The organism is Hyphomicrobium sp. NDB2Meth4 (assembly GCF_900117445.1).
Taxonomy (GTDB): domain Bacteria; phylum Pseudomonadota; class Alphaproteobacteria; order Rhizobiales; family Hyphomicrobiaceae; genus Hyphomicrobium_A.
Genome location: NZ_FPEJ01000001.1, coordinates 229,573 through 247,916, shown reverse-complemented (window position 1 = coordinate 247,916; position 18,344 = coordinate 229,573). Strand labels below are relative to the sequence as shown.

The 18,344-nt window shown below is 61.6% G+C and carries 19 protein-coding genes and 1 riboswitch; of the genes, 15 read left to right on the top strand and 4 right to left on the bottom strand.

Features of this window, described 5'->3' with window-relative positions; genetic code table 11:
- Positions 1-140: 140 nt before the first annotated feature.
- Positions 141-572 (top strand): DUF3617 domain-containing protein, encoded by a 432-nt coding sequence (locus NDB2M4_RS01180; protein WP_072369151.1) that lies wholly within the window; start codon positions 141-143, stop codon positions 570-572.
- Between the two features lie 4 nt (positions 573-576).
- Here NDB2M4_RS01180 and NDB2M4_RS01175 read toward each other — a convergent pair whose 3' ends face one another.
- Complete coding sequence (locus tag NDB2M4_RS01175) at positions 577-942, bottom strand: hypothetical protein (protein ID WP_083555602.1); 366 nt, start codon at positions 940-942, stop codon at positions 577-579.
- A gap of 591 nt (positions 943-1,533) precedes the next feature.
- Between NDB2M4_RS01175 and NDB2M4_RS01170 the strand changes: the two genes are divergently transcribed.
- The 13 genes from NDB2M4_RS01170 to NDB2M4_RS01110 all read left to right on the top strand — a co-directional run bounded on the left by NDB2M4_RS01170 (position 1,534) and on the right by NDB2M4_RS01110 (position 13,376).
- On the top strand, positions 1,534-3,423 hold the full coding sequence (locus tag NDB2M4_RS01170) for a methanol/ethanol family PQQ-dependent dehydrogenase (RefSeq protein ID WP_072369150.1): 1,890 nt from the start codon (positions 1,534-1,536) through the stop codon (positions 3,421-3,423).
- Between the two features lie 198 nt (positions 3,424-3,621).
- Positions 3,622-4,527: a methanol oxidation system protein MoxJ gene (moxJ, locus tag NDB2M4_RS01165; RefSeq protein WP_083555600.1), complete on the top strand. Its 906-nt coding sequence runs from the start codon at positions 3,622-3,624 to the stop codon at positions 4,525-4,527.
- A gap of 41 nt (positions 4,528-4,568) precedes the next feature.
- Positions 4,569-5,108 carry a cytochrome c(L), periplasmic gene (gene moxG / locus NDB2M4_RS01160; protein ID WP_244536058.1) on the top strand — a complete coding sequence of 180 codons (540 nt, stop codon included), beginning with the start codon at positions 4,569-4,571 and terminating at the stop codon, positions 5,106-5,108.
- Between the two features lie 85 nt (positions 5,109-5,193).
- Complete coding sequence (locus NDB2M4_RS01155) at positions 5,194-5,481, top strand: methanol dehydrogenase (RefSeq protein ID WP_072369148.1); 288 nt, start codon at positions 5,194-5,196, stop codon at positions 5,479-5,481.
- 153 nt (positions 5,482-5,634) lie between these two features.
- Complete coding sequence (locus NDB2M4_RS01150) at positions 5,635-6,684, top strand: AAA family ATPase (protein WP_244536017.1); 1,050 nt, start codon at positions 5,635-5,637, stop codon at positions 6,682-6,684.
- A complete protein-coding gene (locus tag NDB2M4_RS01145) occupies positions 6,681-7,559 on the top strand; it encodes a DUF58 domain-containing protein (protein WP_072369147.1) in 879 nt (292 codons plus the stop codon). The genes NDB2M4_RS01150 and NDB2M4_RS01145 overlap by 4 nt, the downstream gene beginning before the upstream one ends.
- 5 nt (positions 7,560-7,564) lie before the next feature.
- Positions 7,565-8,491 (top strand): nonribosomal peptide synthetase MxaA, encoded by a 927-nt coding sequence (locus NDB2M4_RS01140; RefSeq protein WP_139247042.1) that lies wholly within the window; start codon positions 7,565-7,567, stop codon positions 8,489-8,491.
- Complete coding sequence (locus NDB2M4_RS01135; RefSeq protein WP_072369145.1) at positions 8,488-9,558, top strand: vWA domain-containing protein; 1,071 nt, start codon at positions 8,488-8,490, stop codon at positions 9,556-9,558. Before NDB2M4_RS01140 ends, NDB2M4_RS01135 begins: the two co-directional genes overlap by 4 nt.
- A gap of 1 nt (position 9,559) precedes the next feature.
- Positions 9,560-10,150, top strand: a complete 591-nt coding sequence (locus tag NDB2M4_RS01130) for a hypothetical protein (RefSeq protein ID WP_083555597.1) — start codon at positions 9,560-9,562, stop codon at positions 10,148-10,150.
- Complete coding sequence (locus NDB2M4_RS01125) at positions 10,147-11,139, top strand: VWA domain-containing protein (protein ID WP_072369144.1); 993 nt, start codon at positions 10,147-10,149, stop codon at positions 11,137-11,139. The genes NDB2M4_RS01130 and NDB2M4_RS01125 overlap by 4 nt, the downstream gene beginning before the upstream one ends.
- The gene (locus tag NDB2M4_RS01120) at positions 11,140-11,676 is read left to right on the top strand and encodes an SRPBCC family protein (protein ID WP_072369143.1); all 537 of its coding nucleotides are present in this window, start codon (positions 11,140-11,142) and stop codon (positions 11,674-11,676) included.
- A gap of 3 nt (positions 11,677-11,679) precedes the next feature.
- The gene (locus tag NDB2M4_RS01115; protein WP_083555594.1) at positions 11,680-12,666 is read left to right on the top strand and encodes a YVTN family beta-propeller repeat protein; all 987 of its coding nucleotides are present in this window, start codon (positions 11,680-11,682) and stop codon (positions 12,664-12,666) included.
- Positions 12,663-13,376: a vWA domain-containing protein gene (locus NDB2M4_RS01110; protein WP_072369142.1), complete on the top strand. Its 714-nt coding sequence runs from the start codon at positions 12,663-12,665 to the stop codon at positions 13,374-13,376. The genes NDB2M4_RS01115 and NDB2M4_RS01110 overlap by 4 nt, the downstream gene beginning before the upstream one ends.
- Before the next feature lie 85 nt (positions 13,377-13,461).
- Here NDB2M4_RS01110 and NDB2M4_RS01105 read toward each other — a convergent pair whose 3' ends face one another.
- A complete protein-coding gene (locus NDB2M4_RS01105) occupies positions 13,462-14,079 on the bottom strand; it encodes a hypothetical protein (RefSeq protein ID WP_072369141.1) in 618 nt (205 codons plus the stop codon).
- Between the two features lie 202 nt (positions 14,080-14,281).
- Entirely contained in the window at positions 14,282-16,087 is a 1,806-nt protein-coding gene (locus NDB2M4_RS01100) for a TonB-dependent receptor plug domain-containing protein (RefSeq protein WP_072371570.1), read from the bottom strand.
- 124 nt (positions 16,088-16,211) lie between these two features.
- Between NDB2M4_RS01100 and NDB2M4_RS19890 the strand changes: the two genes are divergently transcribed.
- The gene (locus NDB2M4_RS19890) at positions 16,212-16,439 is read left to right on the top strand and encodes a hypothetical protein (protein ID WP_139247041.1); all 228 of its coding nucleotides are present in this window, start codon (positions 16,212-16,214) and stop codon (positions 16,437-16,439) included.
- 104 nt (positions 16,440-16,543) lie between these two features.
- A riboswitch (cobalamin riboswitch) is annotated at positions 16,544-16,769 on the bottom strand.
- Between the two features lie 186 nt (positions 16,770-16,955).
- Here NDB2M4_RS19890 and NDB2M4_RS01095 read toward each other — a convergent pair.
- Positions 16,956-17,987 carry a methylenetetrahydromethanopterin dehydrogenase gene (locus NDB2M4_RS01095; protein ID WP_244536016.1) on the bottom strand — a complete coding sequence of 344 codons (1,032 nt, stop codon included), beginning with the start codon at positions 17,985-17,987 and terminating at the stop codon, positions 16,956-16,958.
- Between the last annotated feature and the right edge of the window lie 357 nt (positions 17,988-18,344).

The window sequence follows — 18,344 nt, the reverse complement described above, 5'->3', positions numbered from 1 at the left end:
TAATGGGCCGCCTAATCGCGCAGTGAAGTTCGGGAATATTTTGCAGTGATGTTTGTAAGTCGATCCATGCACGGCTTGTCGCAGACTGGATAGTGTTCGCCGCTTCTGTCGCAGGTAAATTACCGACCAGGAGTAGGTGAATGACTACCCGTTTTGTCGTTGTCGGCAGCCTCGTGGCGCTGGGTACTGTTGCCGCATTTGCGGAGACCGCGGAGCTACCCAAGCGCAAGCCCGGACATTGGCAGCTCACGACGGTTGCGGCGGCTTCCGGCATGACGACTATCGATGTCTGCGTCGGCCCCGATGACAATATCGCCGTGCCTGCGGATAGCGGCGAATGCTCAGAGCCAACGGTTACGCCGGCCGGCAGTGAAGTGATCGTCAATGTCGTGTGCAAGCGGCCGTACGGAAAGCAGATCATGAGCACGGCTTTCGGCGGCGACTTCAACAAGCGCTACCACGCGATCATGAAAATGACGTTCGATCCGCCTGAGGGAATTCCCAACGCTGGCGTGACGATCGACGGCAAGTACATCGGACCGGATTGTCCCCCGGACACCGTAAAGAAGTAGCCGGCTAAGCCGGATCTTCGAGCTTACGCAGTGCCTCAATAGCCTTCGCCTTGTCCAAACCTTCAAGGCGGAGGTTGTAGTATTGCTGCGTTAGCGACGAGAAACTCTCGACGTAACGGCGATCGCCAGGGACCTCGCAAAGCGTCTCGATGATGCTGGGTGCATGCTCGTCGATGCCTTTTTCCTTCAGCATCGTTTCGAGCTGAACAGCGCGGTTGGCGATCATGCGTGGATGATCGCGAAAACGTTGCGCGGCGACTTCCAACCGTTGATGCATTTGCGACACCGCGGGGTCGAGCGGGTCGATATCGCGGCCGGCCTCGCGACTTGCAAGCCAAACATCGGCGTCAGTGGGATCGGTGCGTTTCAACCAAGGGAGCGCATGCAGATGAGGTGCGGGTGCCGACGCAGGCTGTGCGGGCGCACTTGCCTCGATCTCTGGCTCATCGCTGCAGGCGGTTATGACAAGTCCGCTGGCTAGCAAGCATGCAAACAGCAGTGAGCGCCTGCAGCATGATGGCATTCGATTGCGATTATTTACGTTCTTTGCGTGAGCCATATCTGTGTGGTGCGATTGGAAACTCATGGCGACGAATCTTCCCGATGCCTGCGAGACTATGCGCTTGCCGCAGAGGCTTCGCTGATCTTAGCGCCCGGTTGCGATGCACATCGAGGTCAGAAAGTGAAATCGTGTTGCCACTTGTGCCACTGGACTCTTGGAAGTCGACCTAAAGACGCAACAACATTCGCGTTCTAGCTTCGCCCACGGCTGAGCGAAGGTTCCAATTGGCGATATTTCAGTTGGAAGCTCGTTCAACCCCTGCAGCTCCGTCCCGTTTGCGGGAGGGGTCTGCAGCTAAAGAAGGCGGAGATGCCAAAGCGTGCGAACTCATCGCACGACCGGCCTCGGCATCCTCAAGGAGCCGCCTTTTCCTGGGAGCGAAAACGCGAGGGTTTGTTAATGAAAGCACACCTCAAGTCAGGCTTGCTTGCGTCCGCATCTATTGCGGCGCTGGTGGGCTTTGTCAGTGGCGCTAGCGCCAATGACAAGCTCATCGAGCTGTCGAAGAGCAACGAAAACTGGGTCATGACGGGCCGGACCTATGCGTCCGACAACTACAGCCCGATGACGCAGATCAACAAAGAAAACGTGAAGAATCTGCGTGTTGCTTGGTCGTTCTCGACCGGCCTGCTGCACGGTCACGAAGGTACGCCGCGCGTCGTCAACGGCGTGATGTACATCAACTCCTCCTTCCCCAACAATGTTTACGCGTTGGACCTGGAGAACCCCGGCAAGATCAAGTGGCAGCACAAGCCGAAGCAGGATCCGGCTGCTCGTTCAGTCGCTTGTTGCGACCTCGTAAACCGTGGCCTTGCCTATTGGCCGGGTGACGGCAAGACGCCGCCGCTGATCTTCAATAACCAGCTCGATGGCCATGTCGTTGCGCTGAACGCGGACACGGGTGAAGAGTACTGGAAGGTCGAGAACTCCGACATCAAGGTCGGTTCGACGCTGACGGTTGCTCCGTACGTCGTGAAGGACCTCGTGATCGTCGGTTCGTCGGGCGCTGAGCTCGGTGTTCGCGGTTACGCGACGGCCTACAACGTCAAGACTGGCGCCATGGTTTGGCGCAAGTACGCTACCGGTCCCGACGAGGAGATCGGCATCGGCGACGACTTCAACAAGGCCAACCCGCACTATGGTCAGAAGGGCCTCGGCACTGCGACCTGGGAAGGCGACGCCTGGAAGATCGGCGGCGGCACCAACTGGGGTTGGTATGCCTACGATCCGGACCTGAACCTCTTGTATTACGGATCGGGCAACCCGTCTCCGTGGAACGAGACGATGCGTCCGGGCGACAACAAGTGGACCATGACGATGATGGCCCGCGACATCGACACCGGCGAACTCAAGTGGGGCTATCAGAAGACCCCGCACGACGAGTGGGACTATGCCGGCGTCAACGTGATGATGCTGTCCGACCAGAAGGACAAGTCGGGCAAGATGCGCAAGCTCGTTACGCATCCTGACCGTAACGGCATCATCTACACGCTCGACCGTACGGACGGCAGCTTGGTTTCGGCCGACAAGATCGACGACACCGTCAACGTTTGGACGCACGTCGACCTCAAGACCGGTATTCCGGTTCGCAACCCGGAATACGGCACGCGCATGGACCACAAGGCCACCAACGTGTGTCCGTCGGCCATGGGCTACCACGATCAGGCCCACGACTCCTACGATCCGGAGCGCGAGGTGTTCTATCTGGCGATCAACCACATCTGCATGGACTGGGAGCCCTTCATGCTTCCGTACCGTGCCGGTCAGTTCTTCGTCGGCGCCACGCTGTGGATGTACCCTGGTCCGAAGGGTGACCGTCAGAACTACCTTGGTCTCGGCCAGGTGAAGGCGCGCAACGTCATCACCGGTAAGGACAAGTGGGCGATCATGGAGCGCTTCGCAGCCTGGGGCGGCACGATGGCCACCAAGGGCGGCGTGATGTTCTACGGAACGCTCGACGGCTACCTGAAGGCTCGCGACAGCGACACCGGCAAGCTGCTGTGGAAGTTCAAGATGCCGTCTGGTGCCATCGGCTACCCGATGACCTACGAGCATAAGGGCACGCAGTACGTCGCCATCTACTACGGTGTTGGTGGTTGGCCGGGCGTTGGTCTGGTGTTCGACCTGAACGACCCGACTGCCGGTCTCGGCGCTGTGGGTGCGTTCAAGAACCTCCAGAACTGGACGCAGATGGGCGGTGGCCTCCTGGTCTTCTCGCTCGACGGCAAGAGCCCGTACTCGGAGAACGTCGAACTCGACGAGTATCCGCCGGAGATGCCGAAGCTCTGATAACGAGCTGATCGTTCCCGCCAGGTCACTTCGGTGCCCTGGCGGGGCGATTGCCTCACAGCTACCGATCCGTCTCCTCCTCCAACGGTAAGGATGCTGTCTCCAAACACCCGAGCGGTGTGAGCGTTGGCCAAAGAACCAACTTGAACATCAGGCCTGCGCCCGGAGCAGATCTGCTTCAGGAATCATAGCGTAAACATGAGCAAGAGAATCAAAACTCATCACGCAGCGGGGCTGATGCTCTCGTCTGCAGTGGTGCTTATGAGCCTCTCAGCCTCTGCATGGGCCGAGGACTCCAAGTCGGCAACTGCTAAAGCTGCAGACCCTTCGATATTGCGCGTATGCGCCTCCGAAGTCGAAGCACCTTATTCGACGGGCGACGGCGAAGGATTTGAGAACAAGATCGCCAAGGCTCTTGGCCAGGCCATGGACCGCAAGGTCAAGTTCTCCTGGATCAAAAAGCCGGCCATCTATCTTGTTCGAGATCAGCTTGACAAGAAGGAATGCGACGTCGTCATCGGCCTCGATACCGGCGATGAACGCGTGCTGACATCCAAGCCGTACTATCGCGCTCCCTACGTCTTCGTGCTGCGCAAAGACTCGCCGCTCGACATCACGAGCTGGGACAGCCCTGACCTGCTGAAGGCGAACAAGATCGCGATTGCAGCCGACACTCCCGCGCAGGTGATGCTGGAGAAGCTCGGACTGTTCAACCGCAACTTCAACTACATGAAATCGCTCACCGGCTTCAAGAGCAAGCGGAACCAGTACGTCCGCATCGAGCCGCAGCGATATGTCGACGAGGTCGCTTCGGGCAAGGCCGACTTAGCTGTCGTGTTTGCGCCGGAGGTGGCTCGCTACGCGAAGCAGCGTGGCGATCAAGTGAAGCTGGTTGTCATTCCCGATAACGCAACGCGGGGCGACGGCAAGCACATTCCTTTCCACTTCGACCAGTCGGTCGGTGTGCGCAAGGACGATAAGAAACTGCTCGATGAAGTGAATGCCGCGCTTGAGAAAGCGGGGCCGGAAATTGAAACCATCTTGAAGGAAGAAGGCATTCCCCTCGATGCGATTGCCAAGACTCCTGAGGGGCGCGCTGGATGAAGAAGTTTACACGACGACTGCTTGCGGGTGCTGCTATCGCAATGTTTCCGATCGTAGCGCTCGCACTCGATGAGCCTTTCCGCAATACGATTACCGGCGAGCCGCTTGATATGACGTTGGCTCCGAAGGTCGACACGCCGGCGGTGAAGGAGTTCCTCGAGACAGGCAGGAACCCGTACAACGAAGTGAAAGAGTGTCTGCCGCGCGGCGAATATCTCTTCCTCTCCTCGTGCTCTGGATGTCATGGGCATTTGGCGGAAGGCAAAGTCGGCCCCGGTCTCAACGACAATTATTGGACCTATCCAAAGAACAAAACCGATAAGGGCATGTTTGAGACCGTCTATGGCGGTGCTCAGGGCATGATGGGTCCGCACAGCGACAAGTCGATCAACGAGCTGCTGTTGATCATGGCTTGGATTCGTCACCTCTACACAGGACCGGCCAACACCGCGAAGTGGCTAAGCAAAGAGCAGAAGGCGAATTTCACGCCCTATGTGCAGCCGCCAGGTGGTGAGCACGGCGGTACTGCCGAAGAAGCCAAGGCAGCGCCGAACGACAAGTGCGGACCGATGCCTGAATAACGAGATGTTCGCTTCCGGAGGGGCGCGAGCAAAGAAGGCGGGTACACCGCCGAGCTAACTGAACGAAGCCAGGAGGAAACTAGTCATGAAGAAGTTGTTGTTCATCGGCACTGCCGCAGCGGCTCTCGTCGCTGCTACGTCTGCCTTCGCCTACGACGGCACGAAGTGCAAGGCCCCCGGCAACTGCTGGGAGCCGAAGCCCGGCTTCCCGGAGAAGGTTGCCGGCTCGAAGTACGACCCCAAGCATGATCCGGCCGAGCTCGCCAAGCAGGGCGCTTCCGAGCGCGCCATGGAAGCTCGCAACGCGAAGCGCACTGCGCACTTCGTCAAGACCGGTGAGTGGGTCTACGACGTCGACGAGATCTCCGACTAAGTTTTCGGAGTCTTTCCTCGGAGCAGTGCCACGCTAAACCTGCTTCCTCCCGAGGAATCGGGGTGCGGCTACCGCCGCACCCCACGACCCATTTCTGTTTGATTGTAACAGCAGCGGCCGGCGCAGAAGCGGCCCTGATGAGAGGAGCGCCTTTTGTCCCGCGAAAGTGTGACGGCGGTGAGGGATTCCGAGGGAATCGACCTTAGTGCGTGGCGACAGCGTGCTCTCGAATTCGAACGCGAGCTCAACAAAGTCGTTGTCGGACAGCGGCCTGTCGTCAGACTGCTGACAATCGCGATCTTCGCACGTGGCCATGTGCTGCTCGAGGGCGACGTCGGCGTCGGCAAGACGACTTTGCTGCGGGCGGCCGCGCGCGGCCTCGGCGGTGCTTACGAGCGCGTCGAAGGCACAATCGACCTGATGCCCGCGGACATGATCTATCACACCTATATCGGTGAGGATGGTCGTCCGCGTGTCGAACCGGGCCCAGTGATCCGCTACGGCAGCGATCTAACCATCTTCTTTTTCAACGAAATCAACCGTGCGCGCCCGCAGGTGCACTCGCTTTTGCTGCGCCTCATGGCGGAGCGGAGCATCACCGCATTCAACCGCGAATATTACTTCCCCTACCTGCTGGTGTTTGCCGATCGCAACAGGATCGAGCGCGAAGAAACGTTCGAGCTGCCCGCGGCGGCGCGCGACCGTTTCCTCATGGAGATCAATATCTCAACGCCGGCCGACCAGGAGGTCAGACGGCAGCTTGCGTTCGATGCGCGCTTTCACGACAGCGACAAGCTGATCCATGCGGTGCCAGAATCGATCCTCGATCATAAGGCGCTGCCAAAGGTAGCCGCGGTCATTCAAGAGACGATCGAGACGAGCCCGGATCTGGAGCGCTACACGCTGGATCTATGGGAGGCGGTGCGCAATCCGGCGTCGGTCGGCATCGAAATTCCGGACGTGGAGATGGGCCGTCTCATCGCCGGCGGCGCGAGCCCTCGCGGTATGAGCTACCTGTTGCGGGCCGCACGCGTCGCTGCGTGGCTCGATAATCGCACGATGGTGGTGCCGGAGGATCTGCGCTCGGTCTACTTCGTGACGATGGCGCATCGCATCTTCTTCGATCCCATCTACGAGCTGCGGCGCGAGCCGATCGTGCGCGAACTTTGCCGGCAGCTGTTCGAGAGAGTGCCGGCGCCATGACCGACAGGGGCCCGCACGACACTGCGCCGCCGGCAGATATTCCATATCGTCTGCCGTGGCGCAGCTCTAATGTCCGTGTTGGTACCCACCGCGGCAAGCTCGAGGGCGCGGGCGGCTTCTTTCGCGACGTCGTGCCATTGCTGCGCAGCCCCGATCCGCGCCGCATCGATCTGAGGATCAGCGCGCGTGACCCATTCGAAGGGCTCTATGCTCGCCGCTTCGAGCAGAAAACGTCCGTCGTCGTCTACGCGATCGTCGATGTCTCGGCGTCGATGGGGTTTCGCGGCAGCGCGGACAAGATGCGGCTTGCGGCGCAGTTATGCGGAGCTCTGGCGGGTTCGGTGCGGCGCGCTGGTGATGCATTCGGCCTGATCGGCTGCGACGCCGTGGTGCAGAAGGATCTGACGTTTCTGGCGACGCGGGCGCGTGGCAGCGAGATGGAGATGCTGTCCCGACTGCGCTCGTTCACACCGCGGGGAGCGGGCTCGCAAGGTTTCATCGATGCTGCCGGGTTGATCGCGGGGCGGCGCAAGCTCGTATTCCTGATCTCGGACTTTTACATCCCGAGCGAGGAGACGGAGAAGATCTTCGCTGCCTTCGCGCACCACGACATCGTACCTATCGTGCTGTCCGACAGTCTTGAGATCGAAAGGTTGCCTCGGTGGGGGATCATGTCTCTCACCGACCTTGAGGTCGGCCGGCGGCGTCTCGTCGTCATGCGCCCCAGTCTATGGGAGGCGTGGCAAAGGAGGAGCGGACGCCGCCGTGCCGCGCTCAGGTCGATTGCTGCGCGGTTCGGCCGGGCACCGTTCGAGATTCAAGACCGGATCGACTGGGACAGGCTGGGCGCGCACCTCGTGGGTGGCTACGCATGAGGCTGATGTTGCTCCTCTGCGTCGTCTTCGGATTTGCGGCCGGGGCCGGCGCGCAGTCCGTTACGCCATCTGGGACGTCGTCGCTCACGGTCGTCGAGCCGCGGGCGTTCGGCTACTTCATAGGCGATAAGCTGGAGCGCGTGTTCGAGCTGCGCACCGGGCCTGGAGAAGAGCTGGATCTGTCCTCCATTCCGCGGCCTGGCCCGCTCAACTACTGGCTGGAGCTTGCCTCTTCCAACGTCGAGAGCGAGGCTGACGGCGATGGTACGCTGTACAAGCTGACGCTGGTGTACCAGACGTTCTACGCGCCTCTCGATCCGCGCAAACTGACGATCCCCGGGTTTACGCTAACGATCAAGAACGCGCAGGCGACGCGTGAAGTGCAGGTGCGCGATTTCGGCTTCATCACCTCACCCATCCGGCAGCTTTTTGCTGCAGCCAGCCAGAGCAGCGGCAGCGCGGTGGAAGTGCAACCGGATGCGGTTGCGCCACGTCTGGTGACGGGGACTGAACGCACAGCGCTGCTGATTTCAACGGCCACTGCCTTGCTGTCGCTCGTAGGGCTCGCGTGGCACAACGCATGGTGGCCATTCCACAAGCGTCCGCAACGCCCATTCACAGACGCGGCTCGGTTCATCCGGTCGAACGCAGAAACGCTGAGCGGGCCACGGGGCTATCGTGCGGCGCTGTTGAAGTTGCACCGCGCGTTCGACCTTGCTGCCGGACGCCGGGTTCTCGCCGACGATGTGGCGCAATTTCTGTCGGAGCATCCTGAGTTTGCTCCCTACGGCGATGAGGTGAGGAAGCTGTTCGCGTCATCGCGGCGCGCGTTCTTTGCCAACGAGGTCGAGCAGGCGCGGGCGCAGATGCCGTTGCCGGCCCTAGCCGAACTCAGCCAGCACCTCAGCGTCGCTGAGCGGAGGGCGGCATGAACCTCGGGTTCAACTCGCCGTTGGTGCTGCTGTTGCTGCCGCTGGTGCTGTTGCCGGTCATTTTCGCGATCCAGCGCGCGCAGGGCTACCCTTCGCTGGCGGCGGTGGAGACCGATACGCTGTCGCGCGTGATCGACGTGGTGTTGCACCTTTCGGGTGTCGTCGCGCTGGCTGCGCTGCTTGCAGCGCTCGCTGGTATCCATCTCAGCGGGCAGACGGTCGAGCGCGTCGGAGAGGGATCGCATATCGTGCTGCTGCTGGATCGCTCGAGCAGCATGGACGATACGTTCGCGGGGCGCCCGCCGGGCGATGGCGAAGCGTCGAAGTCAGCGGCGGCGCGGCATCTGTTGCGCGATTTCGTCGAGAAGCGCCCGCATGACCGCTTCGGTGTCGCGGCGTTCTCGACCCTGCCGATGTACGTGCTCCCGATCACCAGTCAGCGAGATGCCGTGCTGGGCGCGATCGATGCCATCACGCGGCCGGGCCTCGCCTACACGAACGTGGGTCTCGGACTGTCGCTCGCGCTGTCGATGCATGAAGCCGACCCTACGGCGGCGTCGCGGGCGATCGTTTTGGTTTCGGACGGCGCCGCGGTAATCGATCGTCGGGTGCAGGAGAAGCTGCGCGCACAAATCGCGAAGCGGCCGGTCAATCTTTATTGGCTCTACCTGCGCACGGAGGGGGCGCCCGGCATCTTTGACCCGCCGGGGGAGGACGTTCCGGATACGCCGCAAGCGCTGCCTGAGCGGCATCTCAACATTTTCTTCCAGTCGCTGAAGGTGCCGTACCGCGCTTTCGAGGCCGAGAACCCGAAGGCCGTTGCCGATGCGATCGCGGAAATCGACAAGCTGGAGCGTAATCCGATCCGTTACCAGGAGCGCATTCCAGAGGTCGATCTGTCGAAGATCGCGTACGGCATCGCGGGCGCTGCCCTGCTGTTGCTGACGCTGGCCAAGCTGGCGGAAGTGCAGCTGGACGGCGGTGGGCATCGTGGCGAACGGGCGTCGTCCAGTGTCACTGCTACGCGGCGTGCGGCGGCGATATCGCGTGAGAAAGAGGCAGCCTGACATGCGGATCCCGCTCGCAGGACAGCTACCATCGGTTGGCGTGCTGAAGTCGGCGGCGCTGTGGGTGGTGCTTGTGGCCAGCTGCGCGGTGATGATCAGCGCCGGGGCGCTTTTCGCCTCGAAGCTGAAGACGAACGCCGCCATCGATCAGCTGCGTGCAGGCAAGAACATCGTCATCGATCCGGCGACGGCGTCGCCGGCGCTGCTCGATGCACGCGCGGCATTCCTGCTCAAGCGCGGACGGATTGAAGAGGCGCAGCCGCTCCTGGACCAGGCCCCGCTGCGTGCCGACGACGCGATCCAGATGCGCATGCTCTATAACATGGCCAACGCGCGGATGCGGGCGGCGGTGCGGGAGATCGAGAAGGGCAATTTCGACAAGGCCATTCCGATGGTCTCGCTGGCGAAGTCGGAATATCGCAGCGCGTTGCGGCTCGATCCCGGTAACTGGGACGCGAAGTACAATCTCGATGTCTCCATGCGCCTGGTGCGCGATCTGCCTCAGGCTGTGCCCGAGGACGAGGAGAAGCCGCTCGAGACGCCGGAGAAGCTCTGGACCGACCTGCCGGGAACACCGAAAGGTTTGCCATGAGCCGGGCGACATTCCGAGATCCGCGCTTGTGGCTGGTTGCCGGCGCTCTGCTGCTGGTGCTCGGAGCTATGCTCGTGCCGCGCATCAAGCTGACGCGCGACGTCTACGATGTGGTCGCTGTAGTCGACATTACGACCAGCATGAACACGCGTGACATGACTGTCGGCGGCGAGAAGACGAGCCGGCTGCAGGCGGCGAAGTTCGCGCTGCGCGATACGTTGTCAAAGCTGCCGTGCGGGTCGAGGCTGGGGCTCGGCATTTTCACGGAGCGTCGCACGTTCCTGTTGTTCAATCCCGTCGAGGTTTGTGAGAACTTCGCGGCGATCGACGGGGCAATTGCCATGCTCGACTGGCGCATGGCTTGGGAAGGCGACAGCTACGTTTCGAAGGGGCTCTACAGCGCACTCGACATAGCGCACAGCCTGAAGGCCGATCTCATATTCATTACTGACGGGCATGAACTTCCGCCGCTGCCGTTCAGCGGCCTTGCACCGTTCGATGGCAAGCCGGGCGATGTCGGCGGGCTGATTGTCGGAGATGGCGGGCGCAAGTTCGCACGTTTGCTCAAATACGACGAGGATGGACGCGAGATCGGCACCTACGGCGCGCAGGACGTGCCGCAGGAAAACCGCTCCGGACCGCCGCCGCCGGATGCCGCGTCGCGTCCCGGCTATCACCCGAAATGGGCGCCGTTCGGCAATGCCGTCGTCAATAACAAAGAGCATCTCGCGGTCGTGCGTGAAGCGTATCTCAAGCAGCTCGCTTCTGTGACCGGGCTCACCTACGCGTACCTCGGCGACGACTACAATCTGGTACCTGCATTCGAGGCCGCTGCGCACGGCCGGCCGCTGCTCGTGGCAACTGATGTGAGCGCGGTGCCGGGAAGCTTAGCGCTGGTGCTGCTGCTCGCGCTTTACGGACTTGGCGCGTACCTCGCGCTCAAGAGCTTTGTTTCGTCCTCCTCCACGTCATCCAAAGGAGCCTACTGAATGTCGCCAATGCGTTCGCTCGTTGCCTGCCTCTTCGTCGGCGTGACGGCGGTTGCCGCTCACGCCCACGGTCCGACCCCGCAGAAGGTTGAAGAGAAGATCGACATCGCCGCCCCGCCGGCGAAGGTCTGGGACATCATCAAAAACTTTGCCGACATTGCAACGTGGAACCCGGCTTTGACGAGCAGCACCGGAACGGGCGGCAACGAAAACAACGCTTCGCGCACCATCGTATTCAAGTCGGGTGGCGAACTGGTGGAAGGCCTCGACTACTACAGCGACAAGGAGATGGACTATCTCTATCGCCTGTCGAAGGAGAAGATCGATGTGCTGCCGGTGAGCTCGTACACCGCCGAGATCACCGTGAAGCCGGGACCGAACGATGGTTCGACCGTAACCTGGATGGGCCGCTTCTATCGTGCTGACACAGGCAACGAGCCGGCGCCGGATAAGAACGATGCCGCGGCGATCAAGGCGATGACCGAATACTTCAAGACCGGTCTTGCCGGCCTCAAGGCGAAGGCCGAGGGCAAGTAAGTCATGCACCTTGGGCGCGGCTTCATCGTCTGGCTTGCCCTGGCACTGCTTGTTGCGGCGCCGGCACTTGCAGGCGGTGGGGCCGCGCTGGTGTTTGTCTGTAACCAGGACGCGGCGACGGTCAGCGTCATCGATACATCGTCGAATGACGTGGTGGCGACGATCCCGGTTGCTTTTGCTCCAGCGGGGATTGCCGCGGATCGTCAAGGCGCGATGCTCTATGTCACGCATCCCGAGCGCGGCGAGATCTCGGTCATCGACGCGGCCAAGCGCCAGGTGGTGCGGTTGCTGAAGGTTGGCGGGACGCCGTTCGGGATAACGGTCAGCCAGGACGATACGCTGTTCGTCAGCGACTGGAACAACAATACCGTTACAGCGATCGATCCGCAGTCGGGCAAGGAGCTGCGCAAGGTCGTCGTCGGGCATTCGCCCGCCGGCATCGTGTCGAGCCCGCAAGGTGCGCTCGTCATCGTCGCAAACCGGGAGAGCAACTCGGTGACTATCCTCAATGCGACGACGCTGGGGATCGCGGCGACGATCCCGGTGGGGCGCGCGCCATTCGCGCTGACGGTGTCGCCGGACGGTACGCGTGTCTATGTCGCGAATGTGCAAAGCTCCAACGTTTCGGTGATCAGCACGCAGACGCTGAGCTCGATCGCGATGATCGACGTGGGGCACATGCCTTACGGGCTCGCGACGAGCATCGACGGCAAGCGGCTTTTTGTTGCTAGCCAGAGCACGGGTGTCGTCTCACTCATCGACACGGATGATTTTCGTATTCTCTCGCGCGAGAAGGTTGGCCGCTTTCCAGAAGGCATCGTCATGACGCCGGACGGGAGCCGCGCCTACGTCGCGAATTGGTTCTCGGGCGATGTCTCGGTGCTCGATACGGCCAGCGGCAAAGAGATCAAGCGCATCACGACGGGGGGCGGTGCCCGCTCGCTGGCGGTGGCCTCGTCATCAGCTCGCTCAGCCGAGCATCATCCATGAAAAAAGGCGCCCAAACGCTGGTTTGGATGGGCGCCTCACTGGTGGCGTTGATTTTGGGGGCTTCGGCTGTCGTCGCACAATCCAAGCAGCCGTGCCTCGATGACGCGATGATCGTATTCGATGCCTCGAAGTCGATGGCGGCTTCGGTCGGCGACGAGAAAGGTTTGCGGCGTATCGATGTGGTTCGGTCGGCGCTGGCGAACGTGTTGCCGCGCGTTGCGCCGCGTCGGCGCATGGGGCTGATCACCTACGGCCCTGGATCGCGCGATGCGTGCTCCAACGTTTCGCTGCAATTGAAGCCGACAAGCAATGCCGCGACCCAAATCATGTCGCGGGTCGACGCGCTGAAGCCCGAAGGTCGCAGGCCACTGACGCGCGCGGTGCGCGGGGCGGCCGAGGTGCTCAACTTCCGCAACAAGGCGGCGACGATCATCGTGCTTACGGATGGCGAGGAGACTTGCGGAGCGGATCCGTGCGCGCTGGCTCGCGAGCTGAAGCGGGACGGTGCGGGAACGGTGGTGCACGTCATCAGTTATGAGATCGCGAGCGCGGTCGGGTCGGATGGCGAGTTCGTGTCGCGCTGCTTCGCGGATGAGACCGGCGGCACTTACGTCGATACGAAGACGATCGACGAGGTGAGGAATGCGCTGGAGACGGCACTGTCGTGTCCGCTGATCAGCGATGCGCGGGATGCCATCGGCCCGCGGTGACTGTTTACGCGCTTGGGCGCCGATCGCGTCTTCTGAGAGGCGATAGCCTGACCTCCCGCCGATGGAGAGGTCAGGCGATTTTTGATCAAAGCTTCGGCGGCTCGATCTTCAGACCTTCCTGCAGGCTGAAGGTACCGTCGAAGATGCGCTTATCGGGGGCCTTCTCCAGCGTCACGATATTGCGCGCGGGGATGCCGAGATCCTTGTCGACGTAGACGGTCTGGATGGCCTTCTCTGTGCCGTTGCTGCCGTCGGTCTTTTGCTGGTCGCGTACGGTGCGATAGCCGGTGTAGGTCTTGCCGTCCAAAGTTACGTCGCCGAGGCATTCGTATTTGGATTCGTCCTTCGGTGCGTCGACGACCGTCTCCTGCATCTGCTTGGCGATTTTGTTTGCGAAGTCAGCGGGGACTTCAGCCCAGCCGGCATTGGCCTGATTGCTCCAAGCCTTTCCGTCGACGAGGATCATCTCCATCTTGCCGGGTGCACCAGTTTCCATGGTGACCGACTGATGCATGCGATTGGGCAGCACATAGTCGTTGCTCATGGAGAGGGTGCCGGCCGAGTTGGCGATCTTGGTCTCCATGCGGAAGGCGGCGGACTTGCGCAGTTTGGCAAAGGCGTCGTTGACTTCCGAGGTGCAATCGGCCGCGGCGGATGCGCTGGTCAGTGCCAGCACGGATAATGCTAAGGCTATGTTACGCATTTGTAATTTCTGTGTTTCCCAGGGTTTCCTCTGGGCCGCACGCTGGCACAACAGGCCCTGGCAGTGGTGGCAAACTGCAGGGCAAAAATTCCCGACAGCGCGCTTTGGCGCGCATCTAACGCGGACGTGAAAAGGCCCGCTGCTGGTCAGGCAGCGGGCCGGTCAGACGAGCACGGGAGTTCTCGTTTGGCCTCGCAGGCGATCAGTGTGCCGGCAGTGCGAACTGCACGCCGCCAAACACGGAGACGCCTGGATTGTTGTAGTTGAACGAGGTCACGTAATCCTCGTCCAGCAGGTTCTCGCCGCGAACGTAGGCGATGGTGCCGGGCATGATCTCGTAACCGACCTTGGCGCTGAGCAGGAAGTAATCGTCGACGCTGCCCTTGCCGGTGAGCGGCCATGGGTTGTTGTCGACCGCATCAGCGATGTACTGCCCGGTTACGTTCAGTGTCAGCTTGTCGATCGGCTGCGCGGTGACCCCCATCACGAGACTGTGGCGCGGCAAGCGCGTGACGCGTGAGCCATCAGGCTCTTCGGAGTCGGTATAAGTGTAGCCGGCGTTCAAGGCGGTGGTGGCGGTAAGCCGTGCGACGGCGGTCAACTCCACGCCGTCCGTTTTGGTAACGCCGGAGACTTGCGCGTACTGACCCCAGGGAGCGGTAGACAAGCTGACGAAGCCGATGCGATCGGTGAGGTCCATGGAGAAGTAGGTCGCGCCGAAGCTGAAGCGACCGTTCATGAAGCTCTGCTCTATGCCGGCGTCCCAGCCTTCGCTCGTTTCTGGGGAGAGTGCTGTGTTGCCGTACGCGGAGTAGAGCTCATAGAGGCTCGGCGCACGGAAGCCGGTGCCGTAGCTGGCGTGGAAGCGCGTTTGCGTGCCGGGTAGAACATACGCGGCCGTCAGCCGGTGCGTGTCGTATTGGCCGTAGGTGCTGTGGTCGTCGATGCGGCCGCCGGCGGTGAGGACGAGGCCGTCGATCGGTTCGATGATGAGCTGCGCGTAGGGGCTGACGACATCGACGGTGTGGCGATCGACGGAGTCGGTCTCGATGCCGGTCTGTTCCCAGTCGGTGCCGACAACGAGCGCGAGCTGCTTGTTGAAGCTCAAGACGCCCCGGTATTCGCCTTTGACGCGGTCACCGTCGTACCAGGAGGGCCAGCTGCCATACATGTCGCGGCTGACCTCCATCGCCTGAATGGCGAAGGTATTCACGAACGCGCCGTTGAACAGCGAGATATTCGTGCCGACGCGACCGGCTTGGAGGGACGTGTCGCTGTTGTCGTAATTGTCGTAGCCGCTCGATGTGTCGTACTCGTTGTGGGCTTCCTGTGCTCGACCGGCGAAGAATACCGTGACGCCATCTGCAACCTTGAATTCGCCGCGGCCGGAGATGGTGCCGTTGCGATAGGCGTCATCCTCGGTGCCGAGGCGCGCTGCAGAGAAGCCCTGCGTGTTCACGCCCTGGACGGTGAAGGCGACGTTGTTGCCGCTGGCGTCGGCATAGCCGGCAGAGTAAGCGCCACGCGAGGTATTGTAAGTGCCGTACTCGGCGCTGCCGCTTTGGAAAAGGCCGGGGCGGGTTGCCGATTTGGTATCGATGGAGATGACACCCGCGACGGCATCACCGCCGTAGAGGGTGCTCTGCGGCCCCTTCAAGACCTCGACCTGAGCAACGTCGCCAACGAGCAGATTCTCGAACGCAACGGATGTCTGCGGCCCGGTGGGGTCGCTGATGTCCATGCCGTCGACGAGCACCTTGACGTAGTTCTGGTTGAAGCCGCGCAGCCGGAAAGTCGTCGTTTTACCGGGACCGCCGTTTGTGGTGATGGAGACGCCCGGTACCTGCTGCAGGTAGTCCTGCAGGTAGGTTTTCGACTGTCCGTCGATTTCCTTCTCGGTGATGACGGAGACAGACGAGCCGACCTTGCCGATGTCGGTCGGCGTGCGGTTGGCCGAGAAGACGACCGGGGCGTCGGGATCAGCGCTGGCGCTGGTATCCTTCGTCACCGCGGGCTGCGGTTCGGAAGTCTGCTTTCTCTTGACCTGCTTTTTCTTGGCCGTTGTCTCCACCTCGAGGGGGGGGAGCTCGGAGGATCCCGCCGACTGAGCCACAGCGCTGGTCGCGCAGGCAATGGCGGCGACCGATGCAGCCGTCAAGCTGATGGCCAGAACTGAAGAATATGACGCGGATGAACGCCCCGCCAACAAACGCAAATACAAATTAGCCTCCCGTTATGCTGAACTGAGCCTCGGGAAAGCTGACGCCACACAACGCTTACTACTACGCGCGGAAACAATAGCGCTCTCGCCACAGCGCATGGCTGCGGCCAGTGCAGAGGTTACTGTCTCACTCGGTTAGTGCCGGGAATAGACACCGTAGAAAGACATGCCTGACGTAGCTCCCCTTCGGTTGCACATCAGTCGCCGCTACGGGTTTCCGCTCCACCAAGCATCCCGCATGGCGAATGGGCGACTTGCGGCGGCAGGTCTCCTGGCTCGCGGCTCAAGCGTTTCTTTCCGACCTTCCCGGCGGCCCAACGCGGGCTGCCAGTGGCATATGCGGAAGAAACTTGCCGCTTACAGTTGCGGGAGCAGCCTCGGCTTCGATACCTGACGGCATCACACCGAGTTCCCATTTTCATCGCTGTGCACCGAGGCACGCAGCGAAACCGTCGCGGGGAATAGAGCGCCGGAACATGGGCTCAGAGTCAAGCGAAACTATGCGGGCTCCGGTGCGGTGGTCCGCTCGGTGCACAGCTGCAACACACCATATGTCGCAGGTTGTCATGGGAAGGTTTCGACGCCGGGTGCCGACGATCCGTGTGCGGCGAAGCGGTGGCCGCACACGGACAAAAGCGGATTTATCGTGTGATCTTCAGGCGTTCTCTGTACGGGCTTTGACGAGGCGGCGGGCCATTCCGAACGCGTGCGTGAAATCGAGCATGAGCGCTTCGCGCGATTTCAGCATGCTGCGGAACATTGCCGCCTGCGTCTTGTATTTGATATCGCCGATGGCGAGTGGACCCACCGACGCGATGCTCGTGCCGTCGAGAAGGCGGCCGTTGTCGAACAGGTCGACGCCTTCGATGCCTGACGGGGGCACGGCATTGACGTCGGCGACCACAGCGAGACGGCGAGACTTCGCGAGCTGTTCGGTCGTGAGCACGCGGATGCCAGCGGCCGCAGCACATAGAACGATGTCCGACTGCGCGACGAGCTTGGCTTTATCGCTGTCGCGGGCTGCTGCAACAGGGTGGAGCTCAACACTGAACCGTTCACGGCCGGCGTCGACGAAGGGCTTGAGCGCTTCTTCGCCAATGTGCGACGCCATGGTGACGCGCGCTCCGCACTGAGCAGCGATGATCGATGCGGCGAAACCGACGACGCCAGTGGCGCCAAACACAGCAACATTGGCGTGCTTCAGCGTGCGGCCCGCGTGAGTGCGATAGAGGTCCTCAACGAGCGCAACCATGGCTGCAGCCGTGGTGAACGAACCACCTGGGTCGGCGAAAGCAGACAAGCGGAAGGGCGGGACAAGTGCGGCGTGGGCTGCCGCCAGCATATCGAGCGCGAGCAGCGCGTCCTTGCCACCGATGAAGAGGCCAGTTTTGGCGCCGTATTCGACAGGGCGGGAGAAGATCGCATCCTGCACGAGCCCGGTTGTGTGCTCGAGACGGGCGTTGGTGTGCGGGACAACGACCTTGAAGCCGGCATCAACGGCCATATTCACGTCGAACGGGCTGGCGAATTCCTGCGTCGACAAGAAATGGAGGATCGGCGTCGCCCGGCTACGGGATTTGCGTGGCTTCTTAGCGCTGGCCGGCGTCGGCTGAGCGACATCGTCGAACGCCTTCACTTCGATCGCGTCCGCTTCCGAGACCAGATTGGCTTGATCGTCCATACGCATCAGATACTCCACAGGCGACATGCACAGCCGGCGACGCGGCCGGCAGTTGGGGACTGGGCCTGGCGAGTCGCTGTTGCGCTCATGCGCAATCAGCCAGCTCGCGAGAGCTCCAGGTGTTTCAGGATTTGCATGTCGCGGCGAAGCGACTGGGCCGATCATCGGCTTCATGCGCGCGGAAAGAAATGACTTCCCGGATCGGCCCCAAGCTGGTGTGAGTTAGCGGCGGCCGCAGTTAAACAACGGCAAAGTCGGAAGCGCTCAGTCGCTGGATCGGGCAAGTGATGCGCCATAGCCTTGATGTTCCAATAACGGACTGTTCGTTTTTGGGAAGCGCCGGTCCGGCGATCATCGCTGCAT